The sequence below is a fragment of the Brevibacterium sp. CSND-B09 genome (assembly GCF_052906525.1).
The window spans coordinates 419,489-436,184 of sequence record NZ_JBREGI010000001.1; the positions used below are offsets into that span (position 1 = coordinate 419,489).

Below are 16,696 nucleotides of genomic sequence, written 5' to 3' on the forward strand. Positions count from 1 at the left end.
CTATTGCTACCTGACGGCGGCCCAGCAACCTCGCGCGAGGTTGCTGGGCCGCCGTCAGGTAGCAATAGCAAGAGGTCCGGGCGGGGCTGCCTGCTGATCAGAGCAGGGGAACGCTCGGGTAGCGCACGGCACCGTCCGGGTCGGTCACCGGTGCCCCGAGCATTCCCGCCGCCGCATCGATGAGGAAGCGGCCGACCTGTTCCCAGCTGCCCTTATTGGCGTCTTCATTCATCTTCGCCTCTTGGTCGGCGCAGACGCCGACGACCATGCTCCCCAGCAGATAGGCGCGACCGCGCAGAACCCCTTCGGGGATCCCATCGACCGCTCCGTTGATGAATCGCAGGTCATCGGGCAGGTCCGCGTCCCCGATCACCTCTTTGGCCACCTCGACGGCGGAGGGGACAGCCGAGATCTGAGACATGAACTGCGCCCGCCAGCTCGGCTTCGGAAGACTGTCGAGCAGCTCGATGAGCGGGCGCAGACGAGTCGTGACGAGCTCGTGGATGTTCGGCGTCTCGCCCAGCTGCTCCGTCAGCTCACGCCTGCGCCGAGCCATTTCGTCATGGTGGCGCTCGACGAGTGCGCGCAGCAGCCCCTCGCGGCCGCCGAAATGGTAAGCGATCGCCGAGTGATTCGCAGCCCCCGCGTGTTCGACGATGCGCCTGTTCGATACCGCATCGATCCCATTGCGCGCGAACAGCTCTTCGGCGGCGTCGAGCAGGGCATCCCGCGCCCGGTCACTCTGGATGGTCATTCCCTCATCTTTCCATTCGCTCTCGAAATCACAAGTTCTCGATTTCACAATTTTAAGTCACGTGTCTTAAACTGGCGAAGTTCACCGTGGTCGACGAGGATCACACGATTTCCGATCCTTGAAGGGGACGACAATGTCCGATAGCCAACCGCGAACGAGAAAAGAGGCCCTCGAGTCCGAGCACCCGACATCGCACCCGGCTTCCGACTCCGAGGCCGGCTCGACTGCGACCACCGAGGACCAAGCAGCGGCCAAACGCGCGAAGGCCGAATTCATCGGCCGCACCGTTGCGATCTTCCTCATGCCGCTCATCTTCGTGGGCATGATGATCACGAGCTACCTGGGGACGATGCACTCCCCCGAAGCCAACGACATGCCCATCGTGGTGGCGGGGTCATCGGCCAAGGCCGATGATGTGACATTTGCGATCAACGGCGCCGAACCCGACGCCTTCGATATCGAGACGACCGATGATGTCTACGACGCCCGCCAGGACGTCTATGACAGGGAGGCCTCGGCGGCGATCATCGTCAAGGGCGATACCGCGACGATCGTCACCGCCAGCGGAGCCGGGGTCCAACAGTCGACCACCGTCGAGCAGCTCGTGCGTCCCGCGCTCGCTGAAGACGGTTTCACGGTCAAGACCGACGACATCGTCCCGTTGCCGGACAACGATCCGTCCGGGATGGCGGCGATGTTCCTCATGACTTCCATCGTCATGGCCGGCTACATGCCCTTCAGCGTTCTGCGGTCGAATTCGCCTGAACTGCTGAAGTTCAAACGCATCGTGCCGATCCTCGCCGGGTGGTCGGCTGCCATCGCCGGCCTCGTGTGGACCGTGGCCTGCCCGATCCTCGATGTCGTCGATGTCAAGGACACGGCGGCCGTCCTCGGCATCGCCTGGCTGGGCGTTTTCGCCATCTCCTCCGTCCAGCTCTTCATCACCCGCCTCGTCGGGGCACTGGGTGTGATTCTCGGGATCCTCTTCCTCATGGTCCTCGGCATGCCGTCGTCGAATATGGCGATGCCGGTCTACAGCATGCCGAAGTTCTTCCGCTTCACCCACGAGTTCCTGCCGATGCCGGCGATCGGCGAGTCTCTGCGCTCCGTGCTCTACTTCGACGGCGACGGAGTCACCGGACACCTGTTCGTCCTCGCCCTCGGCGCGGTGGCCGGTCTGCTGCTGACGAAGGTCTACGACCACTTCTACGCCAAGCGCAATGAACACCCTGTGCCGCTGGATGTCAATGTGGCAGCGATCCACGGCGGCCGGCGGCCGGATACGAAGCTCATGCGCTACATCTCGCTGACCCTCTTCCCGCTGGCGATGGTGACCATGATGATCACGTTCATGCTCGGAGCGATGCATTCGCCGACGCCGAAGGACATGCCGGTCGCGGTCGTCGGGTCCTCGGTCGAACAGGCCGAAGACACGATCAAGCAGCTCGATGAGCAGATGGACGGAAAGTTCGAGTTCACCGCGCTCGATGACAAGGGCGAAGCCCGTCGGCTCGTGGAGAACCGCGATGAGGTCGCCGCGCTCGTCCTACCCAGCGAGAAGAATCCGGATTTCGAGCTCTTGGCCAACCAGGCCGGCAACAACGCTTCCTACCGTGTGGCCGTACAGGTCTTCGAACAGGTGGCTCAGGCGCAGGACTCCGATCTCACGGTCGACGACCTGAAGCCCTTGCCCGATCGGGACAAGAACGGCGTGGTTGTGATGTACGTGGCGATGGGATGGATCCTCGCCGGCTTCATGGTCGTCATCGTTGCCGCTAACGCCAACCCGTGGACCAGGCCGCTGAAGCGGATGCTGCCGATCATCGTCGTCTACGCACCGTTTATGTCGCTGGTCGTCGCGACCATCGCCGGTCCGATCACAGGAGCCGTCGACGGGCATTTCGCGGCGCTGTGGGGCGCCGGCATCATCGCCATCGCCTGCATCTCCATGTTCGCCATGGTCTTCGAAAGGCTCTTGGGCATGTTCGCGATCATCCCGGTCATCGGCACGCTCATGTTCGCCGGCGTGCCGTCGTCGAACGGAGCCCTCTCGCAGTATATGGTGCCGAAGTTCTTCGCCACATTGCACGATTTTCTGCCGATGGCCGCCTCGGTCGAGACCATCCGCTCGATCCTGTATTTCGACGGCGACGTCGTGACCGAACATCTGCAGGTCCTCGGCCTGTGGGGACTGGTGTCGCTGGCTCTCGTCTTCCTCATCGATGGCATCAAACCGCCGCGCACGGCCCATGATTTCGGCAATCTCCACCTCGAACGCGAGCGAGAGATCGCCAAGGAACAGCGGAAGCAGGCATTGGCGTTGGGCATGTCCCCGGATCATGCGAAGTCCGACGCCGAGGCGGCCGATCAGGACTCCGCGCCCGGCCAGGAGTCGTACCAGACCGTTCAAGGATCCATCGTCGACGACGGCACCGACGCGCAGGAGTCGGATCGCCGAGCCCCGACAACCGGCGACGGCCAGGCCCGCAGCCGCAGACCTCACGAGGAGTCAATCCCCTCCACAGTCTGACCTGCTACCTGACGGCGGCCCAGCAACCTCGCGCGAGGTTGCTGGGCCGCCGTCAGGTAGTAATTGAGGGTTGTTCGTTGGGGGTGGGGCTATGGTGAAGGCACTATGGTCAACTCCGCGTCGCTTGAGAACATCATGAGCAGCACCGGCCTGGTGGAAGCCGGCCTGCTGCTGGCCAGCTTCGTCCTATGCTCCCTCATCGGCTTCGAGCGGCAGTTCAGGCAGAAGGCCGCCGGGTACCGCACCCACGTGCTCGTGGGCATCGGCACCTGCGCTTTCACCCTGATCTCCGCGTATGGATTCGCCGGAGTGCTCGAGAACGACGTCCGCCTCGACCCTTCACGGATCTCCGCGCAGATCGTCTCCGGAATCGGCTTCCTCGGCGCTGGAGTCATCTTCAAAGGACGCAACATGGTCCGCGGACTCACCACCGCCGCAACGATCTGGGTCACCGCGGCCGTCGGAATGGCCTGCGGTGCAGGAATGCTGCCCTTGGCCGCGATGCTCACTGCCCTGCACCTGTTCACGCTGTTCGTCATCGCGCCGCTCATCCGCAAGATCCCCAACAGCGACCACCGCAAACTCCTGCGCATCACCTACCACGACGGAGCCGGTGTCCTCCGCGAGATCCTCGCTCTGGCCGGCCGAATGGGTTTTGCGAATACCATCGTCGATTCGCGCCGCTTCGAGTCCCCCGACGAGACGCGGATGGTGCAGGTCGATGTGAGGTTCGACGGAAAGCGGCCTCTGCACCTGCTCGTCGCCCCGCTCATGGAACTGAACGGCGTCGATACGGTGAGCATGCGCGAAGATCGCGTCCACTCGGTCGATGACGACGGCGATTCCGTCTGAGCAGCCGACGAACTCAGAAATCGACGCTGGAGATCACTGCTTCGATTCCGGCCCGGACCCGCAGCCGGGAGGATTCGCCGAAGACGGTCGACTGGACGACGGCCCCCTGGATCATTGCCAGCAGCCCGGGCACCATTGCCGCGGCACGAGCTCGCGCGCCTTCAGCGTCCGCTCCCCGCTGATCCTGCAGATAGGCAGCAAGATAGACGGTGAATTCTTCGATGAGCGTCTCGAAGACCCCACCGGCGAAACTCGCGAACTCCTTGTCGTAGGAAGACTCTCCCCAGACCTGAACCATGACCGAGGCGAACGGATTGTCGATGAGCAGGGAATCGATGAGCTCGACGAACACCTCGGCAGGAGCTGTCACCTCACTTCCGGACTTGGCCGCCTCGAGCACCGCCATGCGCGGCGCCATCACCCGGCGGGCGACGTCGATCATCAGGTCGGCCTTCGACGCATAGTAGACATAGACCGCTCCGGCCGACAGCCCCGCTTCCTTGACGATGTCGGCCATCGACGCACCGGCGAACCCCCTGCGCGCGAAACAGGCCAGCGCCGCATCCTGAATCCTGGCACGCATCGCACTCCTGTGCTCCTCGGTGACCTTCGGCACATCTCCCCCAAAAAACGAATGACCATTCTTGATATATCCTAGCGGATGGATTCATAATGAACGAGTATTCGTTTTCGATGATTGGACAGACATGCCGACCCAGATACTCAGCAGAGAAGACAAGGCCGACCACTCGGCGGTGAGCGAGACACCGGAGAAGGCGGCGCAGGCCGCTCCCCCACAGTTCGGACGCGCGATCCTCGTCGCCGTCCTCGCCGCCGCCGTCGTCAGCCTCGTCATGCTCGCCTTCAGCTGGCCGACCGTGACCTCGGACCCCGAAGACCTGCCGATCGCAGCGGTCGGAGACGAAGAGCAGATCGACCAGATCGCTGAGAACGCCCCGGACGGCATGCTCGATCTCAAGACCGTCGACTCACGCGCCGAGGCGGTGAACCTCATCGAACAGCGAGAGGTCTACGGCGCCTTCGTCCTCGAGGACGAACCGGAGATCTTCATCGCCAAGGCCGCCTCCCCTGCTGTCGCGCAGCAGCTCAGCGGAATCGGCACCCAGATGCAGCACAACATCGACCAACAGGCGATCTCGGGCCTCCAGGAAGGCACGAAGAAGATGCAGGAGCAGATGCAGAAGGCTCTCGAGGCCGCTGCCTCCGGTCAGGCCCCGCCGCAGAGCAACCCGGCCGGAGACGGTGCCGATCCGGCCGCCTCGGCGACGGAGGTTCCGCAGGTGAAGATCACCGACGTCGTGCCGCTCTCCGACGACGATCCCTCCGGTGCGGGACTGGCCATCGCGGGTCTGCCGTTGACCCTTGGCGGCATCGTCGGCGGTGTGCTCACCAGCATGGGCATCCGTTCACGGCGGATGCGCCTGGTCGGCACCATCGTCTACGGAGTCGTCGGAGGACTGGCACTGGCCCTGATCATGCAGACCTGGTTCGGGATCCTGCAGGGGAACTTCGCGATCAATGCCCTGGCGATCGGCTTGTCGATCGCGGCCACGGTCGGCCTGATCAACGGCTTCGTCTCCCTCATCGGACCTGCCGGCATCGCGTTCGGTGCAGTGCTCACCATGCTCATCGGCAATCCGATCGCCTCGCTCAATCAGCCGAAGGAGTTCCTCGCCGGCTCCTGGGGCGATATCGGTCAGTTCTTCGTGCCCGGAGCGGCGGGCACGCTGCTGCGCGATCTCTCCTACTTCCCTGACGCGCCGTCGGCTCTCCAGTGGTGGGTGCTCACCGCCTGGCTCGTCGTCGGCATCGCGCTCATCCTCGTCGGCCACGTCCTCGCCCACAGGAAGGCGCACACGGCCGCCCACTGACAAGCTGCCGCGTCGTTGGACTCCCATCGATCCTGGTCTTCACTTCATGTGAGGACTAGGCTCGGTGGGAGTCTGTGGTTTCCTCTGTGGAACCGAGAGGATGACATGGTGGCATTTTCCGATGTGACGATCTGCCGCACCTGCGGGGTGGAGACGACGACGCCTCCACCACAGCTGTGTCCGATCTGCGAGGACGATCGGCAATGGGTTCCTACCTCCGGCCAACAGTGGACGACTCGGGCAGACCTCGAATCCGAGGGCCACCGCATCGCCACCACGGAGAGGGAACCCGGTCTCTTCGCCATCCGCGTCGAACCGAAGCTCGGGATCGGGCAGACCTGCTATCTCGTGTGCACCGATTCCGGCAATGTGCTCTTCGATGTTCCCGCCTATATCGACGCCGAGGCGGTCGCGGCGATCCGGGACCTCGGCGGAGTTGCGGCGATCGCCTCCAGCCACCCGCACATGTTCGGCACCCAGTTGGAATGGAGTGCCGCATTCGATGGAGCTCCCGTCTTCGTGTGCCGAGCCGACCTCGAATGGGTGCAGCGGACCGGCCGGGCCGTCTGCCCCTATTTCCACGAGGCGGAGCCGGTGCCTGGGGTGAGGCTCCGGAGGACGGGAGGTCATTTCCCCGGCAGTGCGGTGGCAGTCTGGACGGGCGCCGACGGCGCCGGGGTCATGCTCAGCGGCGATTCGATCGGTCCGGTGGCGCGATCGGGGTGGGTGACGTTCATGCGCAGCTTCCCGAACTATCTGCCGTTATCGGCCACGGTCGTCAGGCGCATCGCCGCCTCGGTGATCGATCTCGACTTCGACCGCATGTACGGCAACTTCGGTCAGTCGATCGGTTCCGGGGCACACTCTGCAGTGCAGACCTCAGCAGAACGCTATGCCGAATGGGTCTCCGGCGACCACGATCACCTCACCTGAGTTTCCCCCGACGGTCCCTCGGTGCGAACCGAATAAGGCCCGCCGGTCAGCGCGACCGGAACTGCGCGGTGACGGGACAGTCGAAGGGGTCTGCTTCGCCGAGGCCCACCCGGTTGAGGTAGGCGATGATGATCTTGTAGGACTCGAGCAGAGTCGTCTCGGTGTAGGTGATGTCCTTCTGGCGGCAGTATTCGCGGACCATCGGCTGCACCCGGTGCAGGTTGACGCTCGGCATGCTGGGGAACAGGTGGTGTTCGATCTGATAGTTCAGACCGCCCATGAGGAATCCCATGAAGCGACCGCCGGAGATATTGCGTGACATCAGCGTCTGACGGCGCAGGAAGTCGATCTTCACATCTTTGGGTACGATCGGCTGTCCTTTGTGGTTGGGGGCGAATGATCCGCCCATATGCACGCCGAAGACGGCGAGCTGGACGAGGAAGAAGACGCTGCCGATGAGAGGACCTGCCGCCCAGATGGCGAGCGCGGGGAACCCGATGAGGCGGATTCCGATGAAGACGCCTTCGATCCAACGGCGTTTGATCGACGACTGTCCCCGGACGATGGCTTTGACGGATTCGACGTGCAGCTGGAGGCCGGCCAGGGTCAGCAGCGGCAGGAAGAACCAGCCCTGACGTGCGGCGAACCATTTGGCCAGGCCTGTGCGTTCACGTGCATCCTCGGGAGTGAAGACGAGGGCGCCAGGAGCGATGTCTCCGTCGACTCCGGCCTTGTTCGGATTGGCGTGGTGAAGCGCATTGTGCTTCTTCAGCCACCATCCGTAGCTCAGTCCGATGAAGAGGTTGCCGATGATCGTCGACACCCACTCCCCCACTTTTCCGCTGGTGAAGATCTGCCGGTGTGCTGCGTCATGGGCGACATAGGCGGTCTGGGTGAACAGTGCACCGAAGACGACTGCGGTCGCCATCTGCCACCAGCTCTCACCGATGAGGAAGAGCATGGCGAAGGATGCGACGTAGCCGAGTCCGAGGAGGACGAAGCGCAGGGTGTTCCAGCCCGGCCGTCTGGCCAGCAGGCCCGCTTCTTTTACCTGCGCCATCAGCGCGCTGAAGTCGCTGGTGAATTCCTGTTCGGCGGTTCCCCTCTTCGCTCGCCTGCGTTCGAGCACTGCGGCCCGCGTGGCCCGATCCGGTGCCGGAGTCGACAGTTCGGTCGCAGTTGGGGAAGACGGTTCGGAAGTCATGAGGTCAGACGGGTTCATGGTTCCCACCGTATGGATGCCCGCGCCGTTTTTCGTCACCCCTGGGAGCCGTTCTTCACCCCCTACTCGGGTAGGGGGGGTCCGAGGTGAGGACAGGTGCAGAACTCAGCTGTTGGGGACGATGAGACCTGATTCGTAGGCGGCGATGACTGCTTGGGCGCGATCTCGGGCATCGAGTTTGTACAGGATCCGGGAGACGTGGGTCTTCACGGTCTGCACTGCGATGTGCAGACTCGCCGCGATCTCCGTGTTGGACGCTCCGCGGGCGACTTGGATGAGGATCTCGCGTTCTCGGTCGGTGAGTTCGGGCAGCGCTGTGCGGTTGGGTTTCTGTCCTCCGGTGGCGAAGTGTTCGATGACCCGTTTCGTCACGCTCGGCGCCAGGAGCGCTTCGCCTCCGGCGACGATGCGGACCGCCTCGGCGAGTTCACTGGGCGGGGCATCCTTGAGGAGGAAACCGCTGGCCCCGGCGCGGATGGCATCGAAGACATAGTCGTCGATGTCGAAGGTGGTGAGCATGATGATCCGGGTCTCGGCATTCGCGGCGACGATCGTGCGGGTTGCTTCGATTCCGTCCATCAGCGGCATTCGGACGTCCATGAGGACGATATCGGGGCCAAGGTCGGCGACGAGCTCGACGCAGTGTGCACCGTCTTCGGCCTGTCCGATGACCTCGATATCTGCATGAGCGCTCAGCAGCGCGGCGAAGCCGGCGCGGACCATCGCTTGGTCATCGGCGATGACGATCCTGATCATGGGGTCTCCTTGTCCGTGGCCGAAGTGTCCGTGACCGGTGTGTCGGCGCTCGGATCACCGTCGTCGGTCGAGCGTTCGCGGGGCGAAAGCGGCAGCACTGCTTCGACTTCGAAGCCTCCGTCGGCAGTGGCTCCGCTGCGGATCTCCCCACCGACGGAGGCTGCCCGTTCGCGCATGCCGATCAGTCCCTGCCGGCTGTGCTTCTCGTGTTTCGCGGCCTCGCCGGGACCGTCGCCGTGGTCATTGGTGACGCTGATCCAGACGGCTGAGCTGCCACCGCGGATACGGATGGCGATGGCGGAGTTGCGGGCGTGGCGGATCGCGTTGCTCAGGGCTTCTTGGATGATGCGGTAGCCGGCGAGTCCGGTGCTGTCGCGCATGAGGTGGTCGATCGGTTCGCCGCTGCGTTCGACGGTGACCTGCACTCCGGCCTGTCGGGCCTTCTCGATGAGCGGGTCGATCTCGGAGAACTTCGGCTGCGGCGCCAGTTCGCCTCCGCCTTCATCGTTGCGCAGGACGCTGAGCAGTCCGCGCATCTCGGTCAGCGCTGTGCGGGCGGAGGTGGATATGTCTTCGAACTCTTTGGCCACTTCTGAGTCGATCCCGGCGTGGCGGAACGGTGCGCTGGAGGCTTGGATGTTGATGATCGACATGCTGTGGGCGACGATGTCGTGGAGTTCCCTGGCGATGCGGGCCTTCTCCTCGATGGTCACGCGTTTGGAGTGCTCCTCCGCGGTGTTCTCCTTCTCCTGGACCAGTTGGGAGCGGATGAGCTGCCATTGCTGGATGATGACCGCGGCGAGGTAGACGCCTCCGGCGATGCAGGAGTAGATGAGGATGTTGACGATGGCACCGTCTGTACGGGTGTCTGCGACGAGCAGATGAGTGATGAGCACCGCGGCCGCCGAACCTGCGATGCTGCCGAGCAGTGCGGCCAGGGCCACTCCCCAGTGGGCGCGGAGGCCGATGATGAGGATGATGACGATCTGAGTGATCATCATCGGAACCATCCACGGCCACGGCACACCCGACACGAGCGGCCCCAGCAGCGGCAGCACAGTGCAGGCGGCGATCGACATGATCGTGCCGAAGAGCGGTCGCAGCATGGACAGCGGCATGGACCCGACATGGACGATGGTGACCACGAAGGCCAATGCGACGGGGGCCTCGTTGACCGAGACGGCGATCGACGATTCCACCGCGAGCATGACGATGGCAAGCACGATCACCGCGACCCAGGCCAGCGCCTCGGGGTTGAGTCGACGGTTCGGGGGCATGAACCTGTCGAAGACTACCATCACAGACACCCGGTTCCCTTCTGTGATTCCGGCCGACCGTTGCGATCATAGCGCCTGTGCTGCTTCATCACCTGTGAACGGCACATAGTGGTCAGTTCCCGGCCCGGAACCGAGAACTCCCCGTTCAGCTTCCGCGGATCCCGTCGGCCAGGTGCGCATGCCGAGTTCCCGCGAACTTCGCTCGGCTGCCCCAGGACAGCACGAGGTAGAGCACGAAGGAGATGGCGAAGGACGGGATCGTCGCTCCGATCGGGCTGGGATAGGCGTAGGTGAGCACATAGGACGCCAACGCCCCGAGGACCCACACCCCGACGGCCACCCAGTTGACTCCGCGGGTGTAGGAGTAGAGGCCGCCGGAGTCCTTGAGGATGTCGGGTGAGTAGGCACCGCGTTTGATGATGTAGTAGTCGACGATGAGGATGGCGAAGACGGGGACGAAGAACGCCCCGATCATCGTGAGGAAGTCGGTGTACTGGTCGAGCAGGGCCAGCCAGGTCGATCCGATGATCGAGATCGCGCCGAGGATGAGGGCCGTCGGCAGGAACTTCAGCTTCGTCCTGCTCTGTGCGCCGACGACGGAGTTGACCATTCCGTAGACGACCATCGTGTTCGTGGCCATGACGGAGAGGAAGATGACGATGGCCAGCGCCCATCCGAATTCCGCGGCTAGGGCCGTCGGGTCGAATTCGGCCGGGTCTCCCCCGTCGAGCAGGATGAAGCTGAACGCGGTGAGACCCAGCAGCATCGCCAGCACGGTCGAGGTCAGGTAGCCCAGACCCGATCCGACGATTCCGGCCTTCTGAGTCCCGGCCAAACGGTTGAGGTCGCCGGAGAGCACGGTCCAGGAGATGGCTGTGGAGATGACGATATCGAGTGCGAGGACCGGAGTGAACTCGAGCTCCGGCAGGCTCTCGATTCCTGCATATTCGGCGGGTGAGTGTCCCGTGAACGCGATGACGAAGACATAGGCCATGACCAGCAGGATGAGAAGAGCGAACCAGGGTTCGGCCTTCTCGATCCCTTCGTGGCCGAGGATCGCCAGTCCGACGACGAGCGCCTGGCAGAGCACTGAGAAGAGGATCGGGTTGGAGAATCCCGTCGTCTGGGCGACGACGTAGTTGACGCTGATTCCCGCCAACATGGCCTGCACCCAGCTCCAGCCCATGAGGATGATGACGTTGGCGGCGACCGGCAGGAAGCTGCCCTTGGCGCCGAAGGCACCGCGGGTGATGGCCATGGTGGCCAGGCCCGTGCGGGTGCCGATGTTGCCGATGAGCGTGAGCACGACGGTGCCGATGAGCGTGCCGACGATGATGACGATGACCGCTGTGGTGAAGTCGACGCCGGGGACGAACAGGGTTCCGGTCAACAGGGTCGTGACGACGAGGTTCGCGGCCAGCCAGATCATGAACATCCGTCCCCCGCTCAGGGTTCCGCGGATGACTCCGGAATCGTGGCCGGATTCCAATCGCTGTTCCAAACGGCGGTACCAGTTCACTGCGCGCCCTCCTCGGCGCCGGGCTTGCTTTCGGCGGCACTGGGACCAGCCGCCGACGAGCCGTCGGCAGGGTCCGGGACCGTGGAGAGGTGTTCGTGGATGGCGATGAGTTCACCGTCACCGAGGCGGCGGAAGACGATCGATTCGCGTTCCCGGTATGATTCCCGCCCGTCTGCGGTGTTCACGGTCGTATCAACGGTGTGGGAGAACACGGCTCCGCCGGGGAAGGTCTGGACGAGCTGGTCCGATGAGGCGCAGGCGGCCACTGACCAGCCGTCGGCCAACCACGAAGCCCACTCCCTTTCATATTCGGCACGAGTGTTCAGGCGTCGCGCTTCGGGGTGGAAGACGAACGAGGCGTCCTCGGCGAATCGGGAGAAATACGACTGAGTGTCCGTGGCGGCGAAGGCATCGACGATCGCCGAGGCGGCCGTGAGCACATCGGATTCGCTGGGCTCCGGTGTGGATTCGTTCATGATCGACGGCGACCTTTCGCAGACTGAGAAACGGAGGATGCCGCGCTGAGTCCAAACGACTCTCGTGCGGCCCGATGAAGCTGAATGACACACTAACGAGTCTGTGATCGTCCGCACTATCCGCGATGGACGAATTCTGCCCTCAGTTATACGAAGCGGCGAATCGGCAACTGAGTCCTTCCGCTGAACGTCGCTGTGAGTTCATATGCCGAATGGACCTGATCGCACCAGGTGACATGCATTAATTTGAGTCGCATGCCCATGTGCCGCCGGACATTCCGCGGCTGACGTTCGAAGGAGAAGCTGAACCCATGAGTGCAGAACTGATCTGCGTAATCGTCCTCGGACTGATGTTCGTCATCGGAACCTGGCGGGACATCAATATGGGCCTGCTCGGCTTCATCGCGGCCGCGGGCGTCGGCGGCCTCGTCCTGCACCAGATGCCCGAAGAGTTCCTCGCAGGATTTCCCGTCGACCTCTTCCTTACGCTCGTCGGCCTGACCTACCTCTTCGGCTTCGCCCAGAACAACGGCGCGATCGAAGTGATCGTCCGCTGGTGCGTGAAGCTCGTCGGCGGGCGCATCGGACTCATGCCCTGGATCTTCTTCGCGCTGACAGCTGTCCTCATCTCGCTCGGGGCGCTCTTCGCCGTGGCCATCATCGCGCCGCTGGCACTGTCGTTCGCGCGGCGTCATGGGATCAATCAGTTCATGGTCGGTCTGCTCGTCGTCCACGGCGCCCTGGCCGGCGCGTTCTCGCCCATCAGCGTCTACGGCATCTTCATCAACGACTATCTGACGAAGAACGGCCTCACCCCTGCGCCGCTGACCTTGTTCCTCGCCCCGTTCATCTTCAATACCGTCTTCGCGGTCGTTGTCTGGTTCGTCCTCCGTCGCCGGCCAGGACTGCGCGCGGAGGCAAATGGGGCTCACCCCCACCCAGGGTCCGAATCCGACGGCGGAACGACCATCCGTCTCACACGCTCTCAGATCCCGACCCTGATCGGGCTCATCGCGATGGCGCTGTCCGTGATCATCTTCAGCTGGGATGTGGGCCTGGTGACCATCACGATCTCGGTAGTGCTCGCCGCCATCGACCCGGCCGCAGGCAAGGCCGCGCTGTCGAAGGTCTCATGGTCGATCGTCATCCTCATCTGCGGAGTGCTCACCTACATCGCCGTGCTGCAGGAGGCCGGAACCGTCGAATGGGTCTCGGCCGGCATCTCAGCGATCGGCGTCCCCCTGCTGGCAGCGCTGCTGCTGTTCTACATGTCCGGCCTGATCTCCGCGCTGGCGTCGTCCTTAGCGATCATCGGTGTCGTCATCGCCCTGGCGGTGCCGTTCCTCGAGTCGGGCGACGTGCATGTCGGAGGGTTCGTCGCGGCGCTGGCGATCGCCGCGACCATCGTCGACATCAGTCCGTTCTCGACCAACGGCGCGATGCTCCTGGCCAATGTCCATCCGAGCATCCGCGACCGCTACTACCGACAGATGATCGGCTACGCCGGCCTCATGTGCCTCATCGGGCCAGGACTCGCCTGGGTGGCCGCCGCAGTGCCGACCGTGGTCAGCGGCTGAGCAGCCACTGCGGCAGGGCCGAGCGGCTGGCGCTGCCGCTCACATATGCCCCGTCGACAGGAACGTCTCGTGCCAGGACAGGGCCTCGGCGAGGATGTGCGGGGTATGCCGACCGGTCGGATTCGCGGCGATCGCACGTTCGAGGTAGTCGGTGAGACGATCGCGGTAGTCCGGGTGGGCGCAGTTGTCGATGATCTTCCGTGCCCTGGCCACCGGCGGCAGTCCGCGCAGATCGGCCAGGCCCCGTTCGGTGACCAAGATCTGAGTGTCGTGTTCGGTGTGGTCGATATGGCTGGCGAACGGCACGATCGCAGAGATCGCTCCCGCTTTGGCCTGCGAATTCGACACGAAGAAGTTGAGGTAGGCGTTGCGGGCGAAGTCACCGGAGCCGCCGATGCCGTTGATGATCGACGAACCGGTCACATGCGTGGAGTTGACGTTGCCGTAGATATCGGCCTCGACCATCCCGTTGATGGCGATGATGCCCAGGCGACGGATGGCTTCCGGGTGGTTCGACATCTCCTGGGTGCGCAGCAGGATCCTGCCCTTGTACGACTCGATCCGGTCATTGAAGTCCGCTGCCCGTTCGGCCGAGAGCGAGAACGCCGTCGCCGACACCGAGGTGAGCTTTCCGCTGTCGATGAGGTCGAGCATTCCGTCCTGGATGACTTCCGTATAGGCCGTCAGTCCCGCGAACTCGCTGTCGGCGAGATTGCCCATCACCGCATTGGCGACATTGCCGACTCCCGACTGCAGCGGCAGCAGCTCCGGCGGCAGCCGATCTGCGGCGATCTCATGACGGAGGAAATCAACGAGGTGACCGGCAATCTCCTTCGAGTCCTCGTCGGCAGGTTTGAACGGCAGGTTCCGGTCCGGAGCGTTCGTCTCCACCACGGCGACGACCTTCGCCGGGTCGACACGCAGATAGGGGTCACCGATGCGCTGCATCGGCTCAAGCAGCTGAATCGGCAGCCGCTCGGGCGGACGCCGGGTTCCGTAGTAGACATCGTGGAAGCCTTCGTACCCGCGCGGATGCCAGTCATTGACCTCGAGGATGACCTTATCGGCCAGGTCGAGCCATGTCTTCGAGTTCCCGACCGAGCTGCCGGGAACCAGCAGACCGTTGGGCAGGATCGCCGCGACTTCGACGACGGCGACGTCGAGGTTGCCGTAGAACCCGAACCATGCCTGCTGAGCCGAATGGCTGAGGTGAGTGTCGACATAAGCGGTGTCACCCGAATTGATCGAGGCCCGCATAGCCGGATCGGATTGGAACGGCAGCCGTTTGCTCACCACGTTCGCCTCGGCGAGTACCCCGTCGAGTTCCGGCGCCGTCGATGCTCCCGTCCACAGTTCGATCCGGAAGTCCTCACCCCGATCATGGGCGGCCTGAGCGCGTGCGGCGACCGCCCCCGGCACTGCTTTCGGGTACCCGGAACCGGTGAAACCGCTCATAGCCACGCGTTGGCCATTGTCGATATGGCGGGCTGCTTCCTCAGCGGTGACAGTCTTCGTGCTCAGTTCGGGGCAGGTGATTCTCGACATGACTCGCAGTCTATCGGGCGGCCGAGTGCCCGGCCGAGGCGGTCCCGCTGTCGCGGCCGGAGCCGCCGTAAACGCTGTCGAACCATTGCGCTTCAACAACATTGAGAGCCGGCTCCGGCTCGGTCTCCGTTACCGCGACCGCGGCCTTCGACTGCCGAATCACCGTCTGGGAGAGGCTCGGAACCGGAATCGTGACGATCGTCGCCAGCAGCAGGGCCAAGGTGAAGATCATCGTGCCGATGACCAGCGGCATGCTCAGCGCCAGCACTCCGACGACGACAGCCGGAGCACCGGCCCCGGCGTAGAAGGCGAGATAGAGTGCCGCGGAGATGCCGGCTCGGTTCTTCGGCGGAGTGAGCACGTCGATCTCCCGATTTGCTCCCCAGTAGCTCAGCCCGTGCCCGATGCCCGTGGCCACGGCCGCGAACACCATGATGATCTTCACCGCCGCGGGACCGATTTCGGGCAGATTCGATGACAGCAGGAGTGCCGCCCCGAGTCCCATGAGCGTCAGACCCAGGGTCTGGGCCGCCCGAGGTTGGAGCTTCGGGGCTATCAGTTGGCTCGCGGCCGAGACGACGAGCACCGAGCCGACGATGAGGCCGGAGGTCAGGGTGCCCGAGTTCGGAATGATCGACTGTGCCATCGAAGGCAGCAGGGCAAGGAAGAGGCCGAGCGCCGTCCAGCCGATGAAGCCGGTCAGAGCGGCGATGTTGAAGCTTGTGCGCATGGCGCCGGGCACTGACGGCCAGGTCGGCCTCCACCGCTGCCGAGTGATCGGCCGCTGCAGCGGCATCATCGCGATGAGGACCATGACGATGACGATCAGGACCACCATGACGAGGAACGGCAGAACGAGCGGCGCGGTCGACAGCGATGACACGACACCTGCAAGTATCGGGCCGAGTCCCGACCCCAAGACGAACGAGATCGTCGCCAGAGTCGACCCCAACCAGACTCGCCGCGCCGGTGAGGCCTCGACCATGAGAGCGATTCCGGCGCCGGTGCCCAGCCCGAGTCCGATGCCGACCAGGGCCCTGCCGATGAACAGACCGGCGATTCCCGCCGTGTCGATCCCGAAGACCGCAGTGCCGAAGCCGACCAGGGCGATCGCCGCCAGCAGCACCGGCTTGCGGCCGAACGCGTCAGCTGCCGAGCCGAACAGCAGCAGCGACGGCAGACAGCTGAAGACGTAGGTCGCGTAGAGGGAAGTCATCATGGACTCCGACACTCCGTGGGCCTCTTGCAGCAGCGGATACAGAGGGCTGGCCATATTCGCGGCTGCCGAGAGAATGAGCAGGACCAGCGCGCCGAACCACAGCTGTCGCCTCGTTCCTCTGATACGTGCGTTCTCGGCCAAACG

The 16,696-nt window shown here is 64.0% G+C and carries 14 protein-coding genes; 5 read left to right on the forward strand and 9 right to left on the reverse strand.

Annotated features, from left to right (window positions below; genetic code table 11):
* Window positions 1–97: 97 nt before the first annotated feature.
* Window positions 98–754, reverse strand: coding sequence for a TetR/AcrR family transcriptional regulator (locus ACU4IU_RS02130; RefSeq protein WP_139469571.1), 657 nt, complete (start codon window positions 752–754; stop codon window positions 98–100).
* A gap of 133 nt (window positions 755–887) precedes the next feature.
* On the opposite strand from ACU4IU_RS02130, the gene ACU4IU_RS02135 reads away from it, so the two are divergent.
* Both ACU4IU_RS02135 and ACU4IU_RS02140 read left to right on the forward strand, forming a co-directional pair.
* The gene (locus ACU4IU_RS02135) at window positions 888–3,284 is read left to right on the forward strand and encodes an ABC transporter permease (protein ID WP_446655765.1); all 2,397 of its coding nucleotides are present in this window, start codon (window positions 888–890) and stop codon (window positions 3,282–3,284) included.
* A gap of 105 nt (window positions 3,285–3,389) precedes the next feature.
* Entirely contained in the window at window positions 3,390–4,136 is a 747-nt protein-coding gene (locus tag ACU4IU_RS02140) for an MgtC/SapB family protein (protein ID WP_446655766.1), read from the forward strand.
* Window positions 4,137–4,149: 13 nt separating this feature from the next.
* Here the strand turns inward: ACU4IU_RS02140 and ACU4IU_RS02145 are convergent, their stop codons facing one another.
* The gene (locus tag ACU4IU_RS02145) at window positions 4,150–4,719 is read right to left on the reverse strand and encodes a TetR/AcrR family transcriptional regulator (protein WP_446655767.1); all 570 of its coding nucleotides are present in this window, start codon (window positions 4,717–4,719) and stop codon (window positions 4,150–4,152) included.
* A 124-nt stretch (window positions 4,720–4,843) separates the two neighbouring features.
* On the opposite strand from ACU4IU_RS02145, the gene ACU4IU_RS02150 reads away from it, so the two are divergent.
* Together ACU4IU_RS02150 and ACU4IU_RS02155 are read left to right on the forward strand one after the other, a co-directional pair.
* Window positions 4,844–6,028, forward strand: coding sequence for an ABC transporter permease (locus ACU4IU_RS02150; protein ID WP_446655768.1), 1,185 nt, complete (start codon window positions 4,844–4,846; stop codon window positions 6,026–6,028).
* Between the two features lie 105 nt (window positions 6,029–6,133).
* Window positions 6,134–6,961, forward strand: a complete 828-nt coding sequence (locus ACU4IU_RS02155; protein WP_446655769.1) for a hydrolase — start codon at window positions 6,134–6,136, stop codon at window positions 6,959–6,961.
* Window positions 6,962–7,007: 46 nt separating this feature from the next.
* Here ACU4IU_RS02155 and ACU4IU_RS02160 read toward each other — a convergent pair whose 3' ends face one another.
* From ACU4IU_RS02160 to ACU4IU_RS02180, 5 genes are all read right to left on the reverse strand, one after another.
* Window positions 7,008–8,165, reverse strand: coding sequence for a fatty acid desaturase family protein (locus tag ACU4IU_RS02160; protein ID WP_219922145.1), 1,158 nt, complete (start codon window positions 8,163–8,165; stop codon window positions 7,008–7,010).
* Between the two features lie 123 nt (window positions 8,166–8,288).
* Window positions 8,289–8,939: a response regulator gene (locus ACU4IU_RS02165; RefSeq protein ID WP_139469577.1), complete on the reverse strand. Its 651-nt coding sequence runs from the start codon at window positions 8,937–8,939 to the stop codon at window positions 8,289–8,291.
* Complete coding sequence (locus tag ACU4IU_RS02170; RefSeq protein ID WP_446655770.1) at window positions 8,936–10,216, reverse strand: sensor histidine kinase; 1,281 nt, start codon at window positions 10,214–10,216, stop codon at window positions 8,936–8,938. The genes ACU4IU_RS02165 and ACU4IU_RS02170 overlap by 4 nt, the downstream gene beginning before the upstream one ends.
* Window positions 10,217–10,361: 145 nt before the next feature.
* Complete coding sequence (locus ACU4IU_RS02175) at window positions 10,362–11,651, reverse strand: purine-cytosine permease family protein (protein ID WP_446657571.1); 1,290 nt, start codon at window positions 11,649–11,651, stop codon at window positions 10,362–10,364.
* A gap of 80 nt (window positions 11,652–11,731) precedes the next feature.
* Window positions 11,732–12,211, reverse strand: a complete 480-nt coding sequence (locus ACU4IU_RS02180; protein WP_446655771.1) for a YybH family protein — start codon at window positions 12,209–12,211, stop codon at window positions 11,732–11,734.
* A 311-nt stretch (window positions 12,212–12,522) separates the two neighbouring features.
* Between ACU4IU_RS02180 and ACU4IU_RS02185 the strand changes: the two genes are divergently transcribed.
* Entirely contained in the window at window positions 12,523–13,788 is a 1,266-nt protein-coding gene (locus tag ACU4IU_RS02185) for an SLC13 family permease (RefSeq protein ID WP_446655772.1), read from the forward strand.
* 39 nt (window positions 13,789–13,827) lie between these two features.
* On the opposite strand, the gene ACU4IU_RS02190 is transcribed toward ACU4IU_RS02185, so the two are convergent.
* Together ACU4IU_RS02190 and ACU4IU_RS02195 are read right to left on the reverse strand one after the other, a co-directional pair.
* A complete protein-coding gene (locus tag ACU4IU_RS02190) occupies window positions 13,828–15,333 on the reverse strand; it encodes an acetyl-CoA hydrolase/transferase family protein (RefSeq protein ID WP_446655773.1) in 1,506 nt (501 codons plus the stop codon).
* Between the two features lie 10 nt (window positions 15,334–15,343).
* Window positions 15,344–16,693 (reverse strand): MFS transporter, encoded by a 1,350-nt coding sequence (locus tag ACU4IU_RS02195; RefSeq protein ID WP_446655774.1) that lies wholly within the window; start codon window positions 16,691–16,693, stop codon window positions 15,344–15,346.
* Window positions 16,694–16,696: the final 3 nt, after the last annotated feature.